The sequence below is a fragment of the Pseudomonas sp. NS1(2017) genome (assembly GCF_002269425.1).
Taxonomy (GTDB): Bacteria; Pseudomonadota; Gammaproteobacteria; order Pseudomonadales; family Pseudomonadaceae; genus Aquipseudomonas; species Aquipseudomonas reactans.
Map to the genome: position 1 here is coordinate 2,683,323 of NZ_CP022960.1, position 17,103 is coordinate 2,700,425.

At 59.5% G+C, this 17,103-nt stretch carries 16 protein-coding genes; 6 read left to right on the forward strand and 10 right to left on the reverse strand.

The genetic code is table 11. The features are described from left to right. Nucleotides 1-217: 217 nt before the first annotated feature. The 4 genes from glpD to CI807_RS12670 form a co-directional block, all read right to left on the reverse strand. Nucleotides 218-1,756 (reverse strand): glycerol-3-phosphate dehydrogenase, encoded by a 1,539-nt coding sequence (gene glpD / locus CI807_RS12655; RefSeq protein WP_095014896.1) that lies wholly within the window; start codon nt 1,754-1,756, stop codon nt 218-220. A 227-nt stretch (nt 1,757-1,983) separates the two neighbouring features. Then, the gene (locus CI807_RS12660; protein ID WP_025856881.1) at nt 1,984-2,739 is read right to left on the reverse strand and encodes a DeoR/GlpR family transcriptional regulator; all 756 of its coding nucleotides are present in this window, start codon (nt 2,737-2,739) and stop codon (nt 1,984-1,986) included. 83 nt (nt 2,740-2,822) lie between these two features. Further along, nucleotides 2,823-4,328 carry a glycerol kinase GlpK gene (gene glpK / locus CI807_RS12665; protein WP_095014897.1) on the reverse strand — a complete coding sequence of 502 codons (1,506 nt, stop codon included), beginning with the start codon at nt 4,326-4,328 and terminating at the stop codon, nt 2,823-2,825. Nucleotides 4,329-4,403: 75 nt separating this feature from the next. After that, nucleotides 4,404-5,261 (reverse strand): MIP/aquaporin family protein, encoded by an 858-nt coding sequence (locus CI807_RS12670; protein WP_010212751.1) that lies wholly within the window; start codon nt 5,259-5,261, stop codon nt 4,404-4,406. Between the two features lie 327 nt (nt 5,262-5,588). On the opposite strand from CI807_RS12670, the gene ybaK reads away from it, so the two are divergent. Continuing rightward, on the forward strand, nt 5,589-6,059 hold the full coding sequence (gene ybaK / locus CI807_RS12675; RefSeq protein ID WP_095014898.1) for a Cys-tRNA(Pro) deacylase: 471 nt from the start codon (nt 5,589-5,591) through the stop codon (nt 6,057-6,059). Nucleotides 6,060-6,161: 102 nt separating this feature from the next. Here the strand turns inward: ybaK and CI807_RS12685 are convergent, their stop codons facing one another. Beyond that, nucleotides 6,162-7,208, reverse strand: coding sequence for an ABC transporter ATP-binding protein (locus tag CI807_RS12685; protein ID WP_095014899.1), 1,047 nt, complete (start codon nt 7,206-7,208; stop codon nt 6,162-6,164). Continuing rightward, a complete protein-coding gene (gene argF, locus CI807_RS12690) occupies nt 7,205-8,125 on the reverse strand; it encodes an ornithine carbamoyltransferase (protein WP_038847844.1) in 921 nt (306 codons plus the stop codon). Before argF ends, CI807_RS12685 begins: the two co-directional genes overlap by 4 nt. A 435-nt stretch (nt 8,126-8,560) precedes the next feature. Here argF and CI807_RS12695 point away from each other — a divergent pair, with 435 nt between their 5' ends. Both CI807_RS12695 and grxD read left to right on the forward strand, forming a co-directional pair. Beyond that, entirely contained in the window at nt 8,561-10,669 is a 2,109-nt protein-coding gene (locus CI807_RS12695) for a molybdopterin oxidoreductase family protein (RefSeq protein WP_095014900.1), read from the forward strand. 77 nt (nt 10,670-10,746) lie between these two features. Then, nucleotides 10,747-11,085 carry a Grx4 family monothiol glutaredoxin gene (gene grxD, locus CI807_RS12700; RefSeq protein WP_095014901.1) on the forward strand — a complete coding sequence of 113 codons (339 nt, stop codon included), beginning with the start codon at nt 10,747-10,749 and terminating at the stop codon, nt 11,083-11,085. Nucleotides 11,086-11,154: 69 nt separating this feature from the next. Here grxD and bfr read toward each other — a convergent pair whose 3' ends face one another. Both bfr and CI807_RS12710 read right to left on the reverse strand, forming a co-directional pair. Further along, complete coding sequence (gene bfr, locus CI807_RS12705) at nt 11,155-11,628, reverse strand: bacterioferritin (RefSeq protein WP_016977953.1); 474 nt, start codon at nt 11,626-11,628, stop codon at nt 11,155-11,157. 201 nt (nt 11,629-11,829) lie between these two features. After that, a complete protein-coding gene (locus tag CI807_RS12710) occupies nt 11,830-12,048 on the reverse strand; it encodes a bacterioferritin-associated ferredoxin (protein ID WP_010564137.1) in 219 nt (72 codons plus the stop codon). A gap of 244 nt (nt 12,049-12,292) precedes the next feature. On the opposite strand from CI807_RS12710, the gene CI807_RS12715 reads away from it, so the two are divergent. Beyond that, the gene (locus CI807_RS12715; protein ID WP_003172097.1) at nt 12,293-12,895 is read left to right on the forward strand and encodes a peroxiredoxin; all 603 of its coding nucleotides are present in this window, start codon (nt 12,293-12,295) and stop codon (nt 12,893-12,895) included. 65 nt (nt 12,896-12,960) lie between these two features. On the opposite strand, the gene rnt is transcribed toward CI807_RS12715, so the two are convergent. Together rnt and pyrC are read right to left on the reverse strand one after the other, a co-directional pair. Further along, nucleotides 12,961-13,632, reverse strand: coding sequence for a ribonuclease T (rnt, locus tag CI807_RS12720; RefSeq protein WP_010212742.1), 672 nt, complete (start codon nt 13,630-13,632; stop codon nt 12,961-12,963). Further along, nucleotides 13,629-14,675, reverse strand: a complete 1,047-nt coding sequence (pyrC, locus tag CI807_RS12725; protein WP_028619063.1) for a dihydroorotase — start codon at nt 14,673-14,675, stop codon at nt 13,629-13,631. Before pyrC ends, rnt begins: the two co-directional genes overlap by 4 nt. 156 nt (nt 14,676-14,831) lie before the next feature. Here pyrC and CI807_RS12730 point away from each other — a divergent pair, with 156 nt between their 5' ends. Next, nucleotides 14,832-15,740, forward strand: coding sequence for an OmpA family protein (locus CI807_RS12730; RefSeq protein ID WP_095014902.1), 909 nt, complete (start codon nt 14,832-14,834; stop codon nt 15,738-15,740). 129 nt (nt 15,741-15,869) lie between these two features. Next, nucleotides 15,870-17,087, forward strand: coding sequence for an argininosuccinate synthase (locus CI807_RS12735; protein ID WP_010212738.1), 1,218 nt, complete (start codon nt 15,870-15,872; stop codon nt 17,085-17,087). Nucleotides 17,088-17,103: the final 16 nt, after the last annotated feature.

Sequence of the window (17,103 nt, forward strand, 5' to 3'; positions counted from 1 at the left end):
TATATGAAGATTAACTTTGTATGACGCGCTGAATTTCACATTTTAATCCGGCAAACCGAATTGCCCTTAGTGCGGCGTTCGGAAAACCGAATGTTGTGCGACATCTCTGTAGGAGCGAGCTTGCTCGCGAAAAAACGCAAAAACGCCGCGTTTATTCTGGATAAACGCGGCGTTCTCAGGTGTTTCGCGAGCAAGCTCGCTCCTACACAGGGAGGGATCAGGCTGCTTCGATCTTGCTGCGGTTCTGCTCAACGGTGGACAGGTAACGCTGCACGTTGGCCTGTTCTTCCGGGGTGGTGAACAGACCCAGCTTGGTGCGACGCCACAGCACGTCCTGAGGTTGGGTCGCCCATTCCTCTGCGCACAGGTAATCAACCTCGCGGGTATACAGGCCACCGCCCAGGTGCTCACCCAGGTCCGCCAGGGACTGCACACCTTCCAGCAGGCGCCAGGTGCGGCTGCCGTAGGTGGTAGACCAGCGGCGTGCGATTTCAGTCGGCACCCAGTCGAATTTGCTGCGAATGGCCTCTGCCAGGGCTTCTGGCGTGGTCATATCTTCGCCGCCCGGCAGGCTGGCTTTGGCGGTCCAGCTTGGGCGCATCTGGGTGAAATACGGGGCCAGTTGCGCCATCGCCGATTCGGCGAGCTTGCGATAGGTGGTCAGCTTGCCGCCGAACACCGACAGGATCGGCGCGTCGCCCGTGCCGCCGGACAATGCCAGGGTGTAGTCGCGGGTGATGGCCGAAGGGTTGTCCGATTCGTCGTTGCACAGTGGGCGCACGCCGGAGTAGGTGTGCACGATATCGTCGCGGCTCAGTTGTTTCTTGAAGTGAGCGTTGACCACCTTGAGCATGTAGTCGGTTTCACCTTCGGTAATGGCGACTTTTGCCGGGTCACCGGTGTATTCGCGGTCGGTGGTGCCGATGATGGTCAGGTGGTTCAGGTACGGAATCGTGAAAACGATGCGCTGGTCTTCGTTCTGCAGGATGTGCGCGTGGGCGCCCTCATACAGTTTTGGCACGATCAGGTGGCTGCCCTGGATCAAGCGGATGCCATAGGGCGAATCCAGCTTCAGGTCGTCCTTGATGAACTTGGCGACCCACGGGCCGGCGGCGTTCACCAGTGCGCGAGCACGGATCGAGAACAGGCTGCCATCGGCGCGTTCCATGTTCATTTCCCACATGCCATTGCTGCGGTGGGCGCTGATGCAACGGGTCTGCGTGTGGATGTGCGCGCCTTTTTCGCGGGCGGCCATGGCGTTCAGCACGACGAGACGGGCGTCATCCACCCAGCAGTCGGAATATTCGAAGCCTTTGGTGATTTCGCTTTTCAGCGGGCTGTCGGGGCCGAACTTAAGGCTTTTCGAACCGGCTAGCTTTTCGCGCTTGCCCAGGTTGTCATACAGGAACAGGCCGGCGCGGATCATCCACGCCGGACGCAGGTGCGGGCGGTGCGGCAACACGAAGCGCATCTGCTTGACGATATGCGGGGCCTTGGCCAACAGCACTTCGCGTTCGGCCAGTGCTTCGCGCACCAGGCGGAATTCGTAATGTTCGAGATAGCGCAGGCCGCCGTGGATCAGCTTGCTGCTGGCGGACGAGGTGTGGCTGGCCAGGTCGTCCTTTTCGCAAAGGAATACCGACAAACCGCGCCCGGCTGCGTCTGCTGCAATGCCGACGCCATTGATCCCGCCACCGATAACGGCAACGTCATAGACTTCGGCAAGCGGTGGAGCAGGCAAGGTGGAAGGGTTCATCGGCTGGCCTCGCGATTTTTTCGTCTTGGAATTCGAACATTAATGTTCATTTGCGAAAATGGTAGCTGATAAACGCGCGCACAGCCACCCGACTTCGATTGAAAAAACTCATCGAAGCGTCGGGAAAGGAAAATTTGCGAACATAAAACGGTAGGAGCCGGCTTGCCGACGATGGCGTCCGTGAGATCGCTATCGCCGGCAAGCCGGCTCCTACAAGGTCGGGGGTGTTACACGACTTCCAATCGAACCTTATGCTGGCTCAACAGCTGCACCAGCGCCGGCACTGGCTGCTGGTCGGTCACCAGGCAGTCCACCAAGCTGATCGGCCCCAGGCGAATCATGGCGTTGCGCCCGAATTTGCTGGAGTCCGCTGCCAGGATCACCTGGCGTGCATTGGCGATAATCGCCTGGGATACGCGTACTTCCTGGTAGTCGAAATCCAACAGACTGCCGTCCTCATCGATACCACTGATACCCACAAGCGCAAAGTCGACCTTGAACTGGTTGATGAAGTCGACACTCGCCTGGCCCACTACACCACCGTCACGCCGCACGTTGCCGCCGGTCAACAACACGTCGAAGTCGTCCTTGGCACTGAGCATGGTGGCGACGTTGAGGTTGTTGGTGATGATTTTCAGGTGATTGTGGTTGAGCAGCGCGCGAGCGATGGATTCGGTGGTGGTGCCGATATTGATGAACAGCGAGGCGTGATCGGGGATCTGCGCGGCGATGGCTTCGCCAATGCGCTGTTTCTCGTCGCGCATCTGGTCGGCGCGCATGGCGTAGGCGGTGTTCTCGACACTGGAGTCATAGGCCGCGCCGCCGTGGTAGCGGCGCAGCAGATTGGCGTCCGCCAGTTGGTTGATATCGCGGCGGATGGTTTGCGGGGTGACAACGAATAGCTGCGCCATTTCCTCGATGCTGACGTAGCCGCGTTCGCGGACCAGCTCGAGGATTTGTTGTTGGCGGGGAGGCAGATTCATGGGGCGTCCTTTGGGCTGCCATACAAAAGTGGCCCATGATGACGCAGGAATCCGCTCCCTGCCAGTTACAACCGGACGTTGGCTTATTCAGCGCCTTCGTGGGGCTCCCAGTCGCGGGTGCGGCTGACCGCTTTTTGCCAGCCGGCGTAGAGCTTCTCTTTGGCCGCTTCGTCCAGTTGCGGTTCGAATTCGCGCTCGATCACTGCCTTGCCGCGTAACTCTTCCAGGCTGCCCCAGAAGCCGCACGCCAGGCCGGCTAGGTAGGCGGCGCCCAATGCGGTGGTCTCGCGCATTTGCGGGCGCTCAACCTGGGTGCCGAGGATGTCTGCCTGGAATTGCATCAGGAAGTTGTTGGCCACGGCGCCGCCGTCCACACGCAGGGCTTTGAGGCGTTCGCCGGAGTCCTGTTGCATGGCGTCGAGTACGTCGCGGGTCTGGTAGGCAATCGACTCCAGGGCTGCACGAATAATGTGATCTACGCGTACGCCACGGGTCAGGCCGAACAGCGCGCCACGGGCGTACGGGTCCCAGTACGGAGCGCCCAGGCCGGTGAAGGCCGGCACCAGGTACACGCCGTTGCTGTCCTTGACCTTGCCGGCGAAGTATTCGGTGTCGTGGGCGTCGTTGATGATTTTCAGCTCATCACGCAGCCATTGCACGGTGGAACCACCGTTGAACACCGCACCTTCCAGGGCGTAGGCCACTTCGCCACGCGGGCCGCAAGCGATGGTGGTGAGCATGCCGTGCTTGGATTTCACCGCTTTGTCGCCGGTGTTCATCAGCAGGAAGCAGCCGGTACCGTAGGTGTTCTTGGCTTGGCCGGCTTCGACGCACATCTGGCCGAACAGGGCGGCCTGCTGGTCACCGGCGATACCGCCGATGGCGATGCCGCTCTTGGTACGGCCGTAGATTTCGGACGAGGACTTAACTTCCGGCAGCATCTCGCGTGGGATGTCGAGGATCTCCAGCATCTTCGCATCCCACTCCAGGGTGTGGATGTTGAAGAGCATGGTGCGCGAGGCGTTGGTGTAGTCGGTGACGTGGGTCTTGCCGCCGGTAAATTTCCAGATCAGCCAGCTGTCGATGGTGCCGAACAGCAGTTCGCCGTTGCGCGCACGCTCGCGGCTGCCTTCGACGTTGTCGAGGATCCACTTGAGCTTGGTGCCGGAGAAGTACGGGTCGGTGACCAGGCCAGTGGTGTCACTGATGTACTGCTCGTGGCCGTCGCGCTTGAGCTGCTGGCAGATCTCGGTGCTGCGGCGGCACTGCCAGACGATCGCGTTGTAGATCGGGCGGCCGGTGACCTTGTCCCACACCACGGTGGTTTCACGCTGGTTGGTGATACCGATGGCGGCGACCTGGTCATGGTGCAGGCCGGCCTGGGCCAGGGCCTCGACCATCACCGCGCTCTGGGTGGCGAAGATTTCCATCGGATCATGTTCAACCCAGCCCGCTTGTGGGTAGTGCTGGGCGAACTCACGCTGGGCAGTGCAGACCACGTTGGCGTCACGATCGAAGATGATCGCCCGGGAACTGGTGGTGCCTTGGTCAAGGGCAATGATGTAGTTCTTATTCTGAATATCGGTCATGTCGAATGCCTTGGAAAATAAGAAAATCGGTAATCAGCCTGGGCTACAAAAGGGCAGGTGCCCAGGCTGGCGCTATCAGGAAATACGGGTCTTGCCGTTGACAGCCGTGTCAGGTGTTTCTTCATCTATAGCAGGTGCAGCGCTTGGCAGATGACGGGCAATCAGCCCGCGATAGGCAGCAGCACCGAGGCAGGCGCCGACGATCGGCGCGAAAATCGGCACCAGGAAGTAAGGAATATCACGGCCACCAGTGAAGGCCATTTCACCCCAGCCTGCGAAAAAGGTCATCAGCTTGGGCCCGAAATCCCGTGCCGGGTTCATCGCAAAGCCGGTCAGCGGGCCCATGGCGCTGCCAATCACCGCGATCAGCAGGCCGATCAGCAGCGGGGCCAGCGGGCCGCGTGGCAGACCGTTGTTGTCATCGGTGAGGGCCATGATCACGCCCATCAGGATTGCTGTAATGACCATTTCGACCAGGAACGCCTGAGCGGTGCTCAGCAGCGCATGGGGGTAGGTGGAGAACACCGACGCCAATTCCAGGCTGGCCTGGGAGCCGCGCACCATGTGGTGGGTTTGTTCGTAATCGAAAAACAGGTTGCTGTAGAGCGTGTACACCAAGGCCGCCGAGCAAAAGGCGCCGGCGATCTGGGCGAGGATATAGAAGGGCAGTTTGCGCTTGTCGAAGTCAGCGAAAATACACAGGGCAATACTGACGGCGGGGTTGAGGTGGGCCCCGGAAATCCCGGCGCTCAGGTAGATCGCCATGCTGACGCCGACCCCCCAGATGATACTGATCTCCCACAAGCCAAAGCTGGCACCCGCGACCTTGAGCGCAGCGACACATCCTGTACCGAAGAAGATCAGCAGCGCAGTCCCCAGGAATTCGGCCATGCATTGGCTCGAAAGTGAAGGCTGTTGAAGAGCAGTTGTCATGGAAAACCTCAGTTGTTGTTCTTGTCTGGCGCACAACCTCAACGGATTGTTGCGCGATTTTCACCGTGGCAAGGATCCCCATCCCGGTCGCGGCTTACTGCTTCAATACTGTGGGGCTATTCCTACAGTATTCGGAAACGAAAAAATATAGACAAGAATGACGGCTGTCAAAGGTCGAAAGTGAACCGTCAGTCACTTTCAAACTATTGGTCTGGTGAATGATCACGCTTGTCACATTGCGTGCGCATCTTAAGAGTGGGCGGACTAGAGCGTTTTGAGTGGGCTTGGCCTAGAATTGGCCATCTGTTTGCCACGCCCGGAGACGTCATGACCCCCGCATTGGACCTGTTGAAAAAAGTTCGCGCCGAACATCGTATCCACAGTTATGAACACGACCCCAAGGCGGCGTCATATGGGCTGGAGGCCGCGGAAAAATTGGGCCTCGACCCGGCGCAGGTGTTCAAGACTTTGTTGGCGAGCAGTGAGAAGGGCGAATTGTTGGTGGCGGTGGTGCCGGTCGTCGGAAGTCTGGACCTGAAGGCCCTGGCTCACGCGGCAGGCGTCAAGAAAGTCGAAATGGCCGACCCGGCAGCGGCGCAGCGTTCAACCGGTTACCTGTTGGGTGGCATCAGCCCGCTGGGGCAAAAGAAACGCCTGCGCACGTTTATCGATACAACGGCGCAACCCTTTGCAACGATTTTTGTAAGCGCGGGGAGAAGGGGCTTGGAAGTTGAATTGCCGGCGGCTGTGCTGGCTGAACATACCCAGGCCAAATTCGCAGAAATTGGCCGGGCATAACGATCACTGTAGGAGCGAGCTTGCTCGCGAAAATCGCGAATGATAACGCGGGCTTCCTGAATGAGCCTGTTGCTCTCAGTTTTTTCGCGAGCAAGCTCGCTCCTACAGGGCCTGGAACAACACCAGGTGTTCGGCGGCCACACGGATCCCCACGTCCGCGCCGACCTGATGGTCGGAATGGCTCGGGAAAATCGACTCCAATTGCGCGCCGGTCGGCAGTTGCAGGCGGTACAAGGTCGATGCGCCGAGAAAGGTCTTGCCGACGATCCGTGCTTTCAACGGGCTGTCCGGTGCGTAGACGATGTCATCCGGGCGCAGCAACACATCCACCGCACCGCCGGTAGGCCAGGTGTAGGCGCGGTTGCCGCGCAATTCACCCAGTTCGGTGCTGACCGATTCCGGCGAACTCAATTGGCCACGGATGAAGTAACCCTGGCCGATAAAGCTGGCGACGTAAGGCGTCTGCGGTTCGTGATAGAGGTTGTAGGGTGTATCCCACTGCTCCAGACGACCCTCCTTGAAAACCCCGACCTGGTCGCTGACGGCAAAGGCTTCTTCCTGGTCATGGGTCACCAGGATCGCACTGGTGCCGCGTGCCTTGAGGATGTCGCGCACTTCATGGCTGAGCTTGCGGCGCAGCTCGCCGTCCAGGTTGGAGAAGGGTTCATCCAGCAGCAAGAGGGCCGGCTCCGGTGCCAAAGCGCGGGCGAGGGCGACGCGTTGTTGCTGGCCGCCGGAAAGCTCGTGGGGAAAGCGTTTACCCAGGTTCTTCAAGTTGACCAGCTCCAGCAACTCAGCCACCACGCGGTCTTTCTGCGGATGCTTGCGAATGCCGAAGGCGATGTTGTCGGCCACGCTCAGGTGAGGAAACAGCGCGTAGTCCTGGAACACCATGCCGATACGACGTTTCTCCGGTGCCAGTGTGAAACCGGCACTGGAGATCACTTCGCCCGCCAGGCTTATTTCACCGTCATGCACCGGCTCAAACCCGGCAATCGCGCGTAACGTGGTGGTCTTGCCGCAACCCGAGGAGCCCAGCAGGCAACCGATGTCGCCGGCATTGAGGTGCAGGTTGAGGTTCTGCACCACCCGTTGATCTTGATAGCCGCATGCCAGATTGCGCAGGTTCAGCAGTAATGAGTGGCTCATGCGTGGTGGTACGACGGCGGTACGAGGAATTCGAGCAGGGCTTTTTGCGCATGCAGGCGGTTTTCAGCCTGGTCCCAGGCGACCGAGCGTGGGTCGTCAAGCAGGTCGGTGCTGATCTCTTCGCCACGGTGGGCTGGCAGGCAGTGCATGAACAGCACGTCGGGCGCGGCCAGGTCGAGCAGGGCACGGGTCACCTGATAAGGGGCGAACAGGGCCAGGCGCTTGGCGGTTTCCTCTTCCTGGCCCATGGAGGTCCAGACGTCGGTGCTCACCAGGTGCGCGCCGATCACCGCGTCACGCGGGTCGCGGACCAGGGTCACGCGGTCACCGGCCTGGGCCAGGAAACGCGCGTCAGGCTCGTAGCCTTCCGGACAGGCAACGCGCAGTTGGAAGTCGAACTGGATCGCCGCTTCTATATAGCTGTTGCACATGTTGTTGCCGTCGCCGATCCAGGCCACGGTCTTGCCCTGGATCGAGCCGCGGTGCTCAAGGAAGGTTTGCATGTCGGCCAGCAACTGGCACGGGTGCAGGTCGTCGGTCAGGCCGTTGATCACCGGTACGCGGGAGTGGGCGGCAAATTCGGTCACGGTGCTGTGGGCAAAGGTACGGATCATCACGGCGTCGAGCATGCTCGACATCACCTTTGCACTGTCGGCGATCGGCTCGCCACGCCCCAGTTGGGTGTCACGCGAGGACAAGAAGATGGCCTGGCCACCCAACTGGATCATGCCGGCTTCGAATGACACGCGGGTGCGGGTCGACGACTTCTCGAAGATCATGCCGAGCACGCGGTTTTTCAAAGGCTCGAACAGTACGCCGCGGTTACGCAGGTCTTTAAGCTCAATGCCTCGACGGATCACGCTGACCAGCTCTTCGGGCGTGCAATCCATCAGGGAGAGAAAGTGCCTTGCGCTCATCATTAACTACCTTTTTGCAACAGACCGCAGATACTCAAAGCCTTGTTTATTGTGACAACGGGCGAGACCTGCGGCGAAAGCCGCACGGGGCGACGAAATAGGGGAAGGCGCGATCTTATAATTAAATGTCGCGTCTTACCAATAGGGCTACGGTTTTTAAGGGTGTTCAAGAAGGGCGCCGGGGCGCTTTTGAAGACTATTTCCAGACAGCAGCGAGCCATTTGTACACTGGCGCCGAGCCCTTTTGCAACGTGCGGGGGCGGGCGCAGGCCAGGCTGCGTCGGTTTCAGAGGCGGTATGCCGGGTTTTGAAACATTTGCTCACGCTTGCCCATGGCCGGGCCTGATGCGGGGCGATTCACGGGACGAACGTTGGTGGCGCCTGCAACCGTCGCGGCCCATAGTGGGATCAAAGCCCCTATAAAAGAGACTGGCCATGACCAAGACTCTCCACCACCGTGCCTGCCATCTGTGTGAAGCCATTTGTGGCCTGACCCTGGAAACCACCCAAGCCGACGATGGCAGCCTGGCGATCACCTCGATCAAGGGCGATGCGTTGGATACGTTCAGCCGTGGGCATATCTGCCCCAAGGCCGTCGCGTTGCAGGATATCCAGAGCGATCCCGACCGCCTGCACCAACCCATGTTGCGGGTCGGTAGCGAATGGCAGCCGATTGCGTGGGAAGACGCCTTTGCGCTGGTAGCCGAGAGGGTGTCAGGTATCCAGGCGCGGCATGGGCAGAATGCGGTGGCGGTGTACCAAGGCAACCCCAGCGTGCACAACTATGGGCTGATGACCCACAGCAACTACTTCCTGGGGCAGTTGAAGACGCGCAATCGGTTTTCCGCGACGTCGGTGGACCAATTGCCCCATCACCTCACCAGTTACCTCATGTACGGCCACGGCCTGTTGCTGCCGATTCCGGACATCGACCACACCGACTTCATGTTGATCCTGGGGGGCAATCCGCTCGCGTCCAACGGCAGCATCATGACCGTGCCCGACGTGGAGAAGCGCCTCAAGGCGATCCAGGCGCGGGGCGGCAAAGTGGTGGTGGTCGACCCTCGGCGCAGTGAAACGGCGGCGATGGCCGACCAGCATCTGTTCGTGCGCCCAGGCGGCGATGCTGCCTTATTGTTCGGGGTGCTCAACACCTTGTTCGGCGAGAACCTGGCGCGCGACAGCCATTTACCGATTGAGGGCCTTGAGGACGTTCGTCGTGCCATCGCCGGGTTTACCGCCGAGGCCATGAGCCGCCAATGTGCGGTGCCTGCCGAGCAGATCCGCCAGTTGGCGCGGGACTTTGCTGCAGCCGACAAGGCCGTGTGCTACGGGCGCATGGGCGTGTCGACCCAGGCATTCGGCACGCTGTGCCATTGGCTGGTGCAGTTGATCAACCTGGTGACTGGCAACCTGGACCGCGTCGGAGGCGCGTTGTGCACCACGCCGGCGGTGGACCTGGTGGCGTCGACCGGTGGCGGGCATTTCAATCGCTGGCAGAGTCGGGTTTCCGGACGTCCGGAGTACGGTGGCGAATTGCCTGTGTCGGCTTTGGCTGAGGAAATGCTCACCGAGGGTGAAGGACAAATCCGTGCATTGGTTACGGTGGCGGGTAATCCGGTGTTGTCGACGCCCAACGGTCGACAATTGGAGCAGGCGCTTGATGGTCTGGAGTTTATGGTCAGCATCGACCTCTACATCAATGAAACCACGCGCTATGCCGACCTGATCCTGCCGTCTACGTCGGCGCTGGAAAACGATCATTACGACACCACCTTCAATATGTTTGCGGTGCGTAACGTCACCCGCTTCAATCGGGCGATCTTGCCCAAGCCTGCTGGCGCGCTGCATGACTGGGAGATTTTCGTCGGCCTGGCCAAAGCCTTCGCTGCTCACAATGGTGTCGCGCTCAAGCCGACGATGCCCCCTGCGCAAATGATTGATTTTGGCCTGCGTGCGGGCGCCTATGGTGATGGATCCAACCACAAGTTGTCCGTGGCCATGCTGGCGGATTATCCCCACGGCATCGACCTAGGGCCGCTGCAACCCAACCTTTCATCGCGTTTGAAAACCGCTGATGGCAAGGTGCAAGCGGCGCCGCCAGTGATCCTTGCCGACCTGGTGCGTTTTGCCGCGCAACCGGTGCCTATCGATGACGAACTGCTGCTGATCGGTCGTCGCCATGTGCGCAGCAATAATTCCTGGATGCATAACTATCACCGGCTGGTGAAGGGCAAGCCGCGCCATCAATTGCTGATGCATCCGGACGATCTGGCCAGCCGGCAATTGAGCGATGGCCAGCGGGTGCGGGTCAGTTCGCGCATTGGCATGATCGAAGTGGAAGTGCTGGCCAGCCCGGACATGATGCCCGGCGTGGTCAGCCTGCCCCATGGTTGGGGTCATGGGCGCCCAGGCGTGCAGATGACGATCGCCAGCGGGCAGCCAGGGGCGAGTGCCAACGATCTGACCGACGAACGGCAACTGGACGAGCTCTCGGGCAATGCGGCCTTGAACGGCGTCCCCGTGCAGGTGGCAGCCGCCTGAGCACCGCGCTGGAATTTTGCGTTACAATGCGCCACCGTGCCGACCTGTGAGTCGCAAAGTTCCAGCCGAGGTGTTCCATGGATATCATCGAAACGATCAAAGAGCAGATTGCCAACAACACCATTCTGCTTTACATGAAGGGCGCGCCAAACGCTCCTCAGTGCGGTTTCTCCGCGAAAGCTTCCCAGGCCATCATGGCGTGTGGCGAGAAATTCGCTTACGTGGATATCCTGCAAAACCCTGAAATCCGCGCCAACCTACCGAAATACGCCAACTGGCCGACTTTCCCACAACTGTGGGTGGCCGGTGAGCTGGTCGGCGGTAGCGACATCATCACTGAAATGGCCGCAGACGGTTCGTTGCAGTCGTTGATCAAAGATGCAGCGGCAAAAGCGGCAGCCAAGACTGAAGCTTGATCCGGACGCAATAAAAAGCCCCGCTTCTCGTGAGAGAGCGGGGCTTTTTTGTACCTGCGTGCCGGGGGCTTATTCTTCGCCCATCTGCGATTGCAGGTAGTTTTCCAGGCTGACTTTGTCGATCAGGCCCAGTTGGGTTTCCAGCCAGTCGATGTGTTCTTCCTGGTCTTCCAGGATGTCTTCCAGCAGCTCACGGCTGCCGAAGTCGCCCTTGGTCTCGCAGTGAGCGATGGCGGCCTTGAGGTCGCTGTGGCTCTTGTGTTCGAACTTCAGGTCGCTGCTGATCATTTCCTGGGTGTGCTCGCCGATGTTGAGCTTGCCCAGGTCCTGTACGTTCGGCAGGCCTTCCAGGAACAGGATGCGCTTGATCAGCGCGTCCGCGTCTTTCATGGCCTTGATGGATTCTTTGTATTCACGCTTGCCCAGCTTTTCCAGGCCCCAATCGTCATACATGCGCGCATGCAGAAAGTACTGATTGATCGCGACCAGTTCATTGGCAAGGATTTTGTTGAGTTGCTGGATGACTGAGATGTCGCCTTTCATGACTGGGGTCCTGCCCTGTAATAGCTGTGTATAAGGCGGAGTTTGAGCGGCGAAATCCCTAGTGTCAAACCTAAGTTATTGAATAATAAATGAAAATTAATCGGAATAAGAATGTTTGTGTTCCGCGTCTTAGCGCTAACTTATTGAATTGCGGGCATAAAAAAACCGGACACTAAGTCCGGTTCTTTAAAACACGCCCAATCAGGCGTGTGTAAATTCTGCTGAATAGGGGAGCGCGGCCTGGGCTGTCTGCAGCTGCGTCAGGGTTTCCCGTACCACTTGCTTGGCGAGGCAAGCACATTTACCGCACTGGCTGGCAACGCCGGTGGTTTCACGCACTTCCTTGTAGCTGCAGCAACCTTCATAGATTGCTTCGCGGATTTGTCCGTCGGTGACGCCAGTACAGAGGCACACATACATAAGGGAGAACCGTCGCGGGTTTAAGGCTTAAGTGCGATGGATCTTAATGTTAACGAGAATGATTGTCAAAGTAGATTCGTAGGGTATTTGCTGGCATCGCGCCCGCACTGACGAACGGTTTTTTCAGTGTATGATGGTCGGTCTTCACGAAGCGTGACTGCGTCACAGGGCTGTCGCTTGAATGCGGCAGACTCGGGGCCGGTCCTTTTACTTCAATCGTCACCCTCACATCAGGAGATACCCAATGAGCGTACTCGTCGGCAAACAAGCCCCGGATTTCGACGTCCCAGCCGTCCTCGGCAATGGCGAAATCGTAGACAGCTTCAAACTGTCTGAAGCCATCAAAGGCAAATACGGCCTGGTGTTCTTCTACCCGCTGGACTTCACCTTCGTCTGCCCTTCGGAGCTGATCGCTCTGGATCACCGCATGGACGATTTCAAGGCGCGCAACGTTGAAGTGGTAGCCGTCTCCATCGACTCCCATTTCACCCACAACGCCTGGCGCAACACCGCCATCAATGATGGCGGCATCGGCAAAGTCAAATACACCATGGCTGCCGACATGAAGCACGACATCGCCAAGGCCTACGACGTTGAGTCCGAAGGCGGCGTGGCCTTCCGTGGCGCGTTCCTGATCGATGACAAGGGCGTTGTCCGCTCCCAGATCATCAACGACCTGCCACTGGGCCGTAACATGGAAGAGCTGATCCGCCTGGTCGACGCCCTGCAATTCCACGAAGAGCACGGCGAAGTTTGCCCTGCCAACTGGAAAAAAGGCGACAAAGGCATGAACGCTTCGCCAGAAGGCGTTGCGGCATACCTGACCGAGAACGCTGGCAAGCTGTAAGCCTGGTTCGAGGTACAAAAAAACCGGCCTGAGAAGGCCGGTTTTATTATGGGCGGGATATCACCTCAATCGTTGAAGTCTTCCCAGCCGCCCATGTCTTTCCAGCGGTTGACGATGCCGCAGAACAGCTCGGCGGTCTTCTCGGTGTCGTAGCGAGCCGAGTGGGCCTCACGCCCGTCAAAGTCGATACCGGCTGCCTGGCAGGCTTTCGCCAACACGGTCTGCCCATACGCCAGGCCGGCGAGGGTGGCCGTGTCGAAGCTGGAGAACGGGTGGAACGGGTTGCGCTTCATGTCCAACCGCGCCACGGCGGCGTTGAGGAAGCCCAGGTCGAAGCTGCTGTTGTGGCCGACCAGGATCGCGCGTTTGCAGCCATTGGCCTTCAACGCCTTGCGCACGCCACGGAAGATATCGGTCAACGCCGCTTCTTCACTCACCGCCATGCGCAGTGGGTGATCGAGCTTGATCCCGGTAAATTCCAAGGCCGCCGCTTCGATGTTGGCACCTTCAAACGGCTCGACGCGGAAGAAGTGGGTGTGTTCCGGAAACACAAAACCCTGTTCATCCATGCCGATGGTGGTTGCGGCGATTTCCAGCAATGCGTCGGTGGCGCAATTGAAACCACCGGTTTCTACGTCGATGACAACCGGCAGATAGCCGCGAAACCGCTCGGCCATCGGGTGACGCGAACCGCCACCACTGTGCTCGTGTTCGTCGTCGTAATGGTCTTCACTCACTTGCTTTCCTCCAGCAGGCGCCAGCGCAGTGTTTCACCGGCGCGCAGCGGGATAACAGTCAGCTCGCCAAACGGCAGGCTGGCAGGGGCGGTCCAGTCTTCACGAACCAGGGTGATGCGGTCGGTATTCGCCGGCAGGCCGTAGAAACGCGGGCCGTTAAGGCTGGCGAAACCTTCGAGCTTGTCCAGGGCGTTGCGTTGTTCGAACGCTTCGGCATACAACTCGATCGCTGCGTAGGCGGTGTAGCAACCCGCACAGCCACATGCCGCTTCTTTGGCGTGTTGGGCATGAGGCGCGGAGTCGGTGCCGAGAAAGAACTTCGGATTGCCGCTGGTCGCCGCATCCAGCAAGGCCACCTGGTGAGTGTTGCGCTTGAGGATCGGCAGGCAATAGAAGTGCGGCCGAATCCCGCCCACCAGCATGTGGTTGCGGTTGTACAGCAGGTGATGCGCAGTGATGGTTGCGCCAACGTTGGCCGAGGCCTCGCTGACGAACTGCACGGCATCGGCGGTGGTGATGTGCTCGAACACCACCTTGAGGGTCGGGAACAGCTCGACCACTCGGCGCATATGTTCGTCGATGAAGATCTTCTCGCGATCGAACACATCCACGTCGCCACGGGTGACTTCACCGTGGATCAACAGTGGCATGCCGACTTCGGCCATGGCTTCGATGGCCGGCAGGATCTTGTCGATACTGGTCACGCCGGAATCGGAGTTGGTGGTCGCGCCGGCCGGGTACAACTTGGCGGCGTGCACAAAACCGCTGGCCTTGGCCTCACGAATCTCTTCGGGCTGGGTGCGGTCGGTGAGGTAGAGCACCATCAACGGTTCGAAGCGGCTGCCGGCCGGTCGTGCAGCGAGGATACGCTGGCGATAGGCATCGGCTTGCTCGGCATTACGCACCGGAGGTACCAGGTTAGGCATGATGATGGCGCGGCCAAACGTGCGCGCGACATCGGCCACGGTGTGGGGTAACGCAGCACCATCGCGAAGATGAATATGCCAGTCGTCGGGACGCAGCAGGGTCAGGCGGTCGGACATTGGGGATTCCAGGCGGGTCAATCTGGTGGGAATGCTACCGGAAAAGACTCTATCAGGCACTCGCTATCAAGTTTTGCAGGATGCAACCGATAGCCTTGGGTATGCCTTATCGATGTATGACGCTTTGAAGTGTTGTAGAAACCAGTGGAGCCGCCCGTGCGCCAGCAATATCTAGCCCTGCTCAGTGTGTTCGCCAGCCTGCCTGCGATGGCCCTCACGTTCCAGACACGTCTGGAGAATATTGAGTGGAAGGTGGAAGGCGACCAGTTCGAGTGCCGCCTGACCCAGCCGATCACCGATTTCGGTTCGGGTGAGTTCGTGCGCCGGGCCGGCGAGCAGGCGACATTTCGTCTGAAAGCCTACAACGGCTCGCTGGGCGCTGGTTCGGCCACGTTGCTGGCCGCCGCAGCGCCGTGGCAGCCGGGGCGAGGTGATATCAACCTCGGTGCCGTGCGTGCCGGCAGTGGTGATGTATTGTTCAACAGCTCCCAAGCCCAGGCCGGGCGCCTGTTCAATGGCTTGCTGGAAGGGCGCAGCCCGACCGTGCGGCACTATGGGCGTGAAGGCGGCTATTCGGAAATCCGCCTGCTGCCGGTCAAGTTCAACAAGGCCTACAACGATTACCAATTGTGCACCGCCAAGCTGCTGCCGATGAATTATGACCAGGTCAAACAGACCGAAGTCGGCTTCCCCGGTGGCGGAATCGAACTGGACGCGGCCGCCAAGAAGAAACTCGACGTGATTCTCGCGTTTATGAAAGCCGACCCCACCGTCAACCATATCGAGTTGAATGGCCACTCGGACAACAGCGGCAACCGCCTGACCAATCGCGACGTCTCGCGCCGTCGCGGCTTGGCGGTCATGGACTACTTCAAGGCCAACGGGATCCCGGAATCGCAGATCACCCTGCGTTTCCACGGCGAAAGCTACCCACTGGCGCCCAACACCAATGCGGCCAACCGGGCACGCAACCGTCGCGTGAATATCCAGCTTGAACGCGTGGCTGCCCCCGAGAAACCGGCGCCTCAGGCCACCGGGCCAAGCAACCCCGCACACACGTCCTAAGGTGCGACCATCGGTCGCCCGTTCGACATAATCTGTCGCTTTATCTTCATTTGCTGTCGCGCCCCTGTAAATTCACGGTTTTGGTCGGTAGAATCGACGCCTTTCCGTACAACCCCGTGGAGTGATGGCATGGCCGACGTAAACAAGGTCGTTCTCGCGTATTCCGGCGGCCTGGACACTTCGGTGATCCTCAAGTGGCTGCAGGATACTTATAACTGTGAAGTGGTGACCTTCACCGCTGACCTGGGTCAGGGCGAAGAGGTCGAACCTGCACGTGCCAAGGCGCAAGCCATGGGCGTGAAAGAGATCTACATTGACGACCTGCGCGAAGAATTCGTCCGCGATTTCGTTTTCCCGATGTTTCGCGCCAACACCGTCTACGAAGGCGAGTACCTGCTGGGTACCTCCATCGCACGTCCGCTGATCGCCAAACGCCTGATCGAAATCGCCAACGAAACCGGCGCCGACGCCATTTCCCATGGCGCTACCGGCAAGGGCAACGACCAGGTGCGTTTCGAACTGGGTGCCTACGCCCTCAAGCCTGGCGTGAAAGTGATTGCCCCTTGGCGTGAATGGGACCTGCTGTCCCGTGAAAAGCTGATGGATTACGCTGAAAAGCACGCAATCCCGATCGAACGTCACGGCAAGAAGAAGTCTCCGTACTCGATGGACGCCAACCTGCTGCACATCTCCTATGAAGGCGGCGTGTTGGAAGACACCTGGACCGAGCACGAAGAAGACATGTGGAAGTGGACCGTCTCCCCGGAGAACGCGCCCGACAAGCCGCAGTACCTGGAGCTGACCTACCGCAACGGCGACATCGTCGCGCTGGACGGCGTCGAAATGACTCCGGCCACCGTACTGGCGACCTTGAACCGTATCGGTGGCGAACACGGTATCGGCCGTCTCGACATCGTCGAGAACCGTTACGTGGGCATGAAGTCCCGCGGCTGCTACGAAACCCCGGGCGGCACCATCATGCTGCGCGCCCACCGCGCCATCGAGTCCATCACCCTGGACCGCGAAGTGGCTCACCTGAAAGACGAGCTGATGCCCAAGTACGCCAGCCTGATCTACACCGGCTACTGGTGGAGCCCTGAGCGTTTGATGCTGCAACAGATGATCGACGCTTCTCAGGTCCACGTGAACGGCGTTGTGCGCCTGAAGCTGTACAAGGGCAATGTGATCGTGACCGGTCGCAAATCTGATGAGTCGCTGTTTGACGCCAACATCGCCACCTTCGAAGAAGACGGCGGTGCTTACAACCAGGCGGACGCAGCGGGCTTTATCAAGTTGAACGCATTGCGCATGCGCATTGCGGCCAACAAAGGTCGCTCGTTGTTCTAAGCCTCAGCGCGGTATG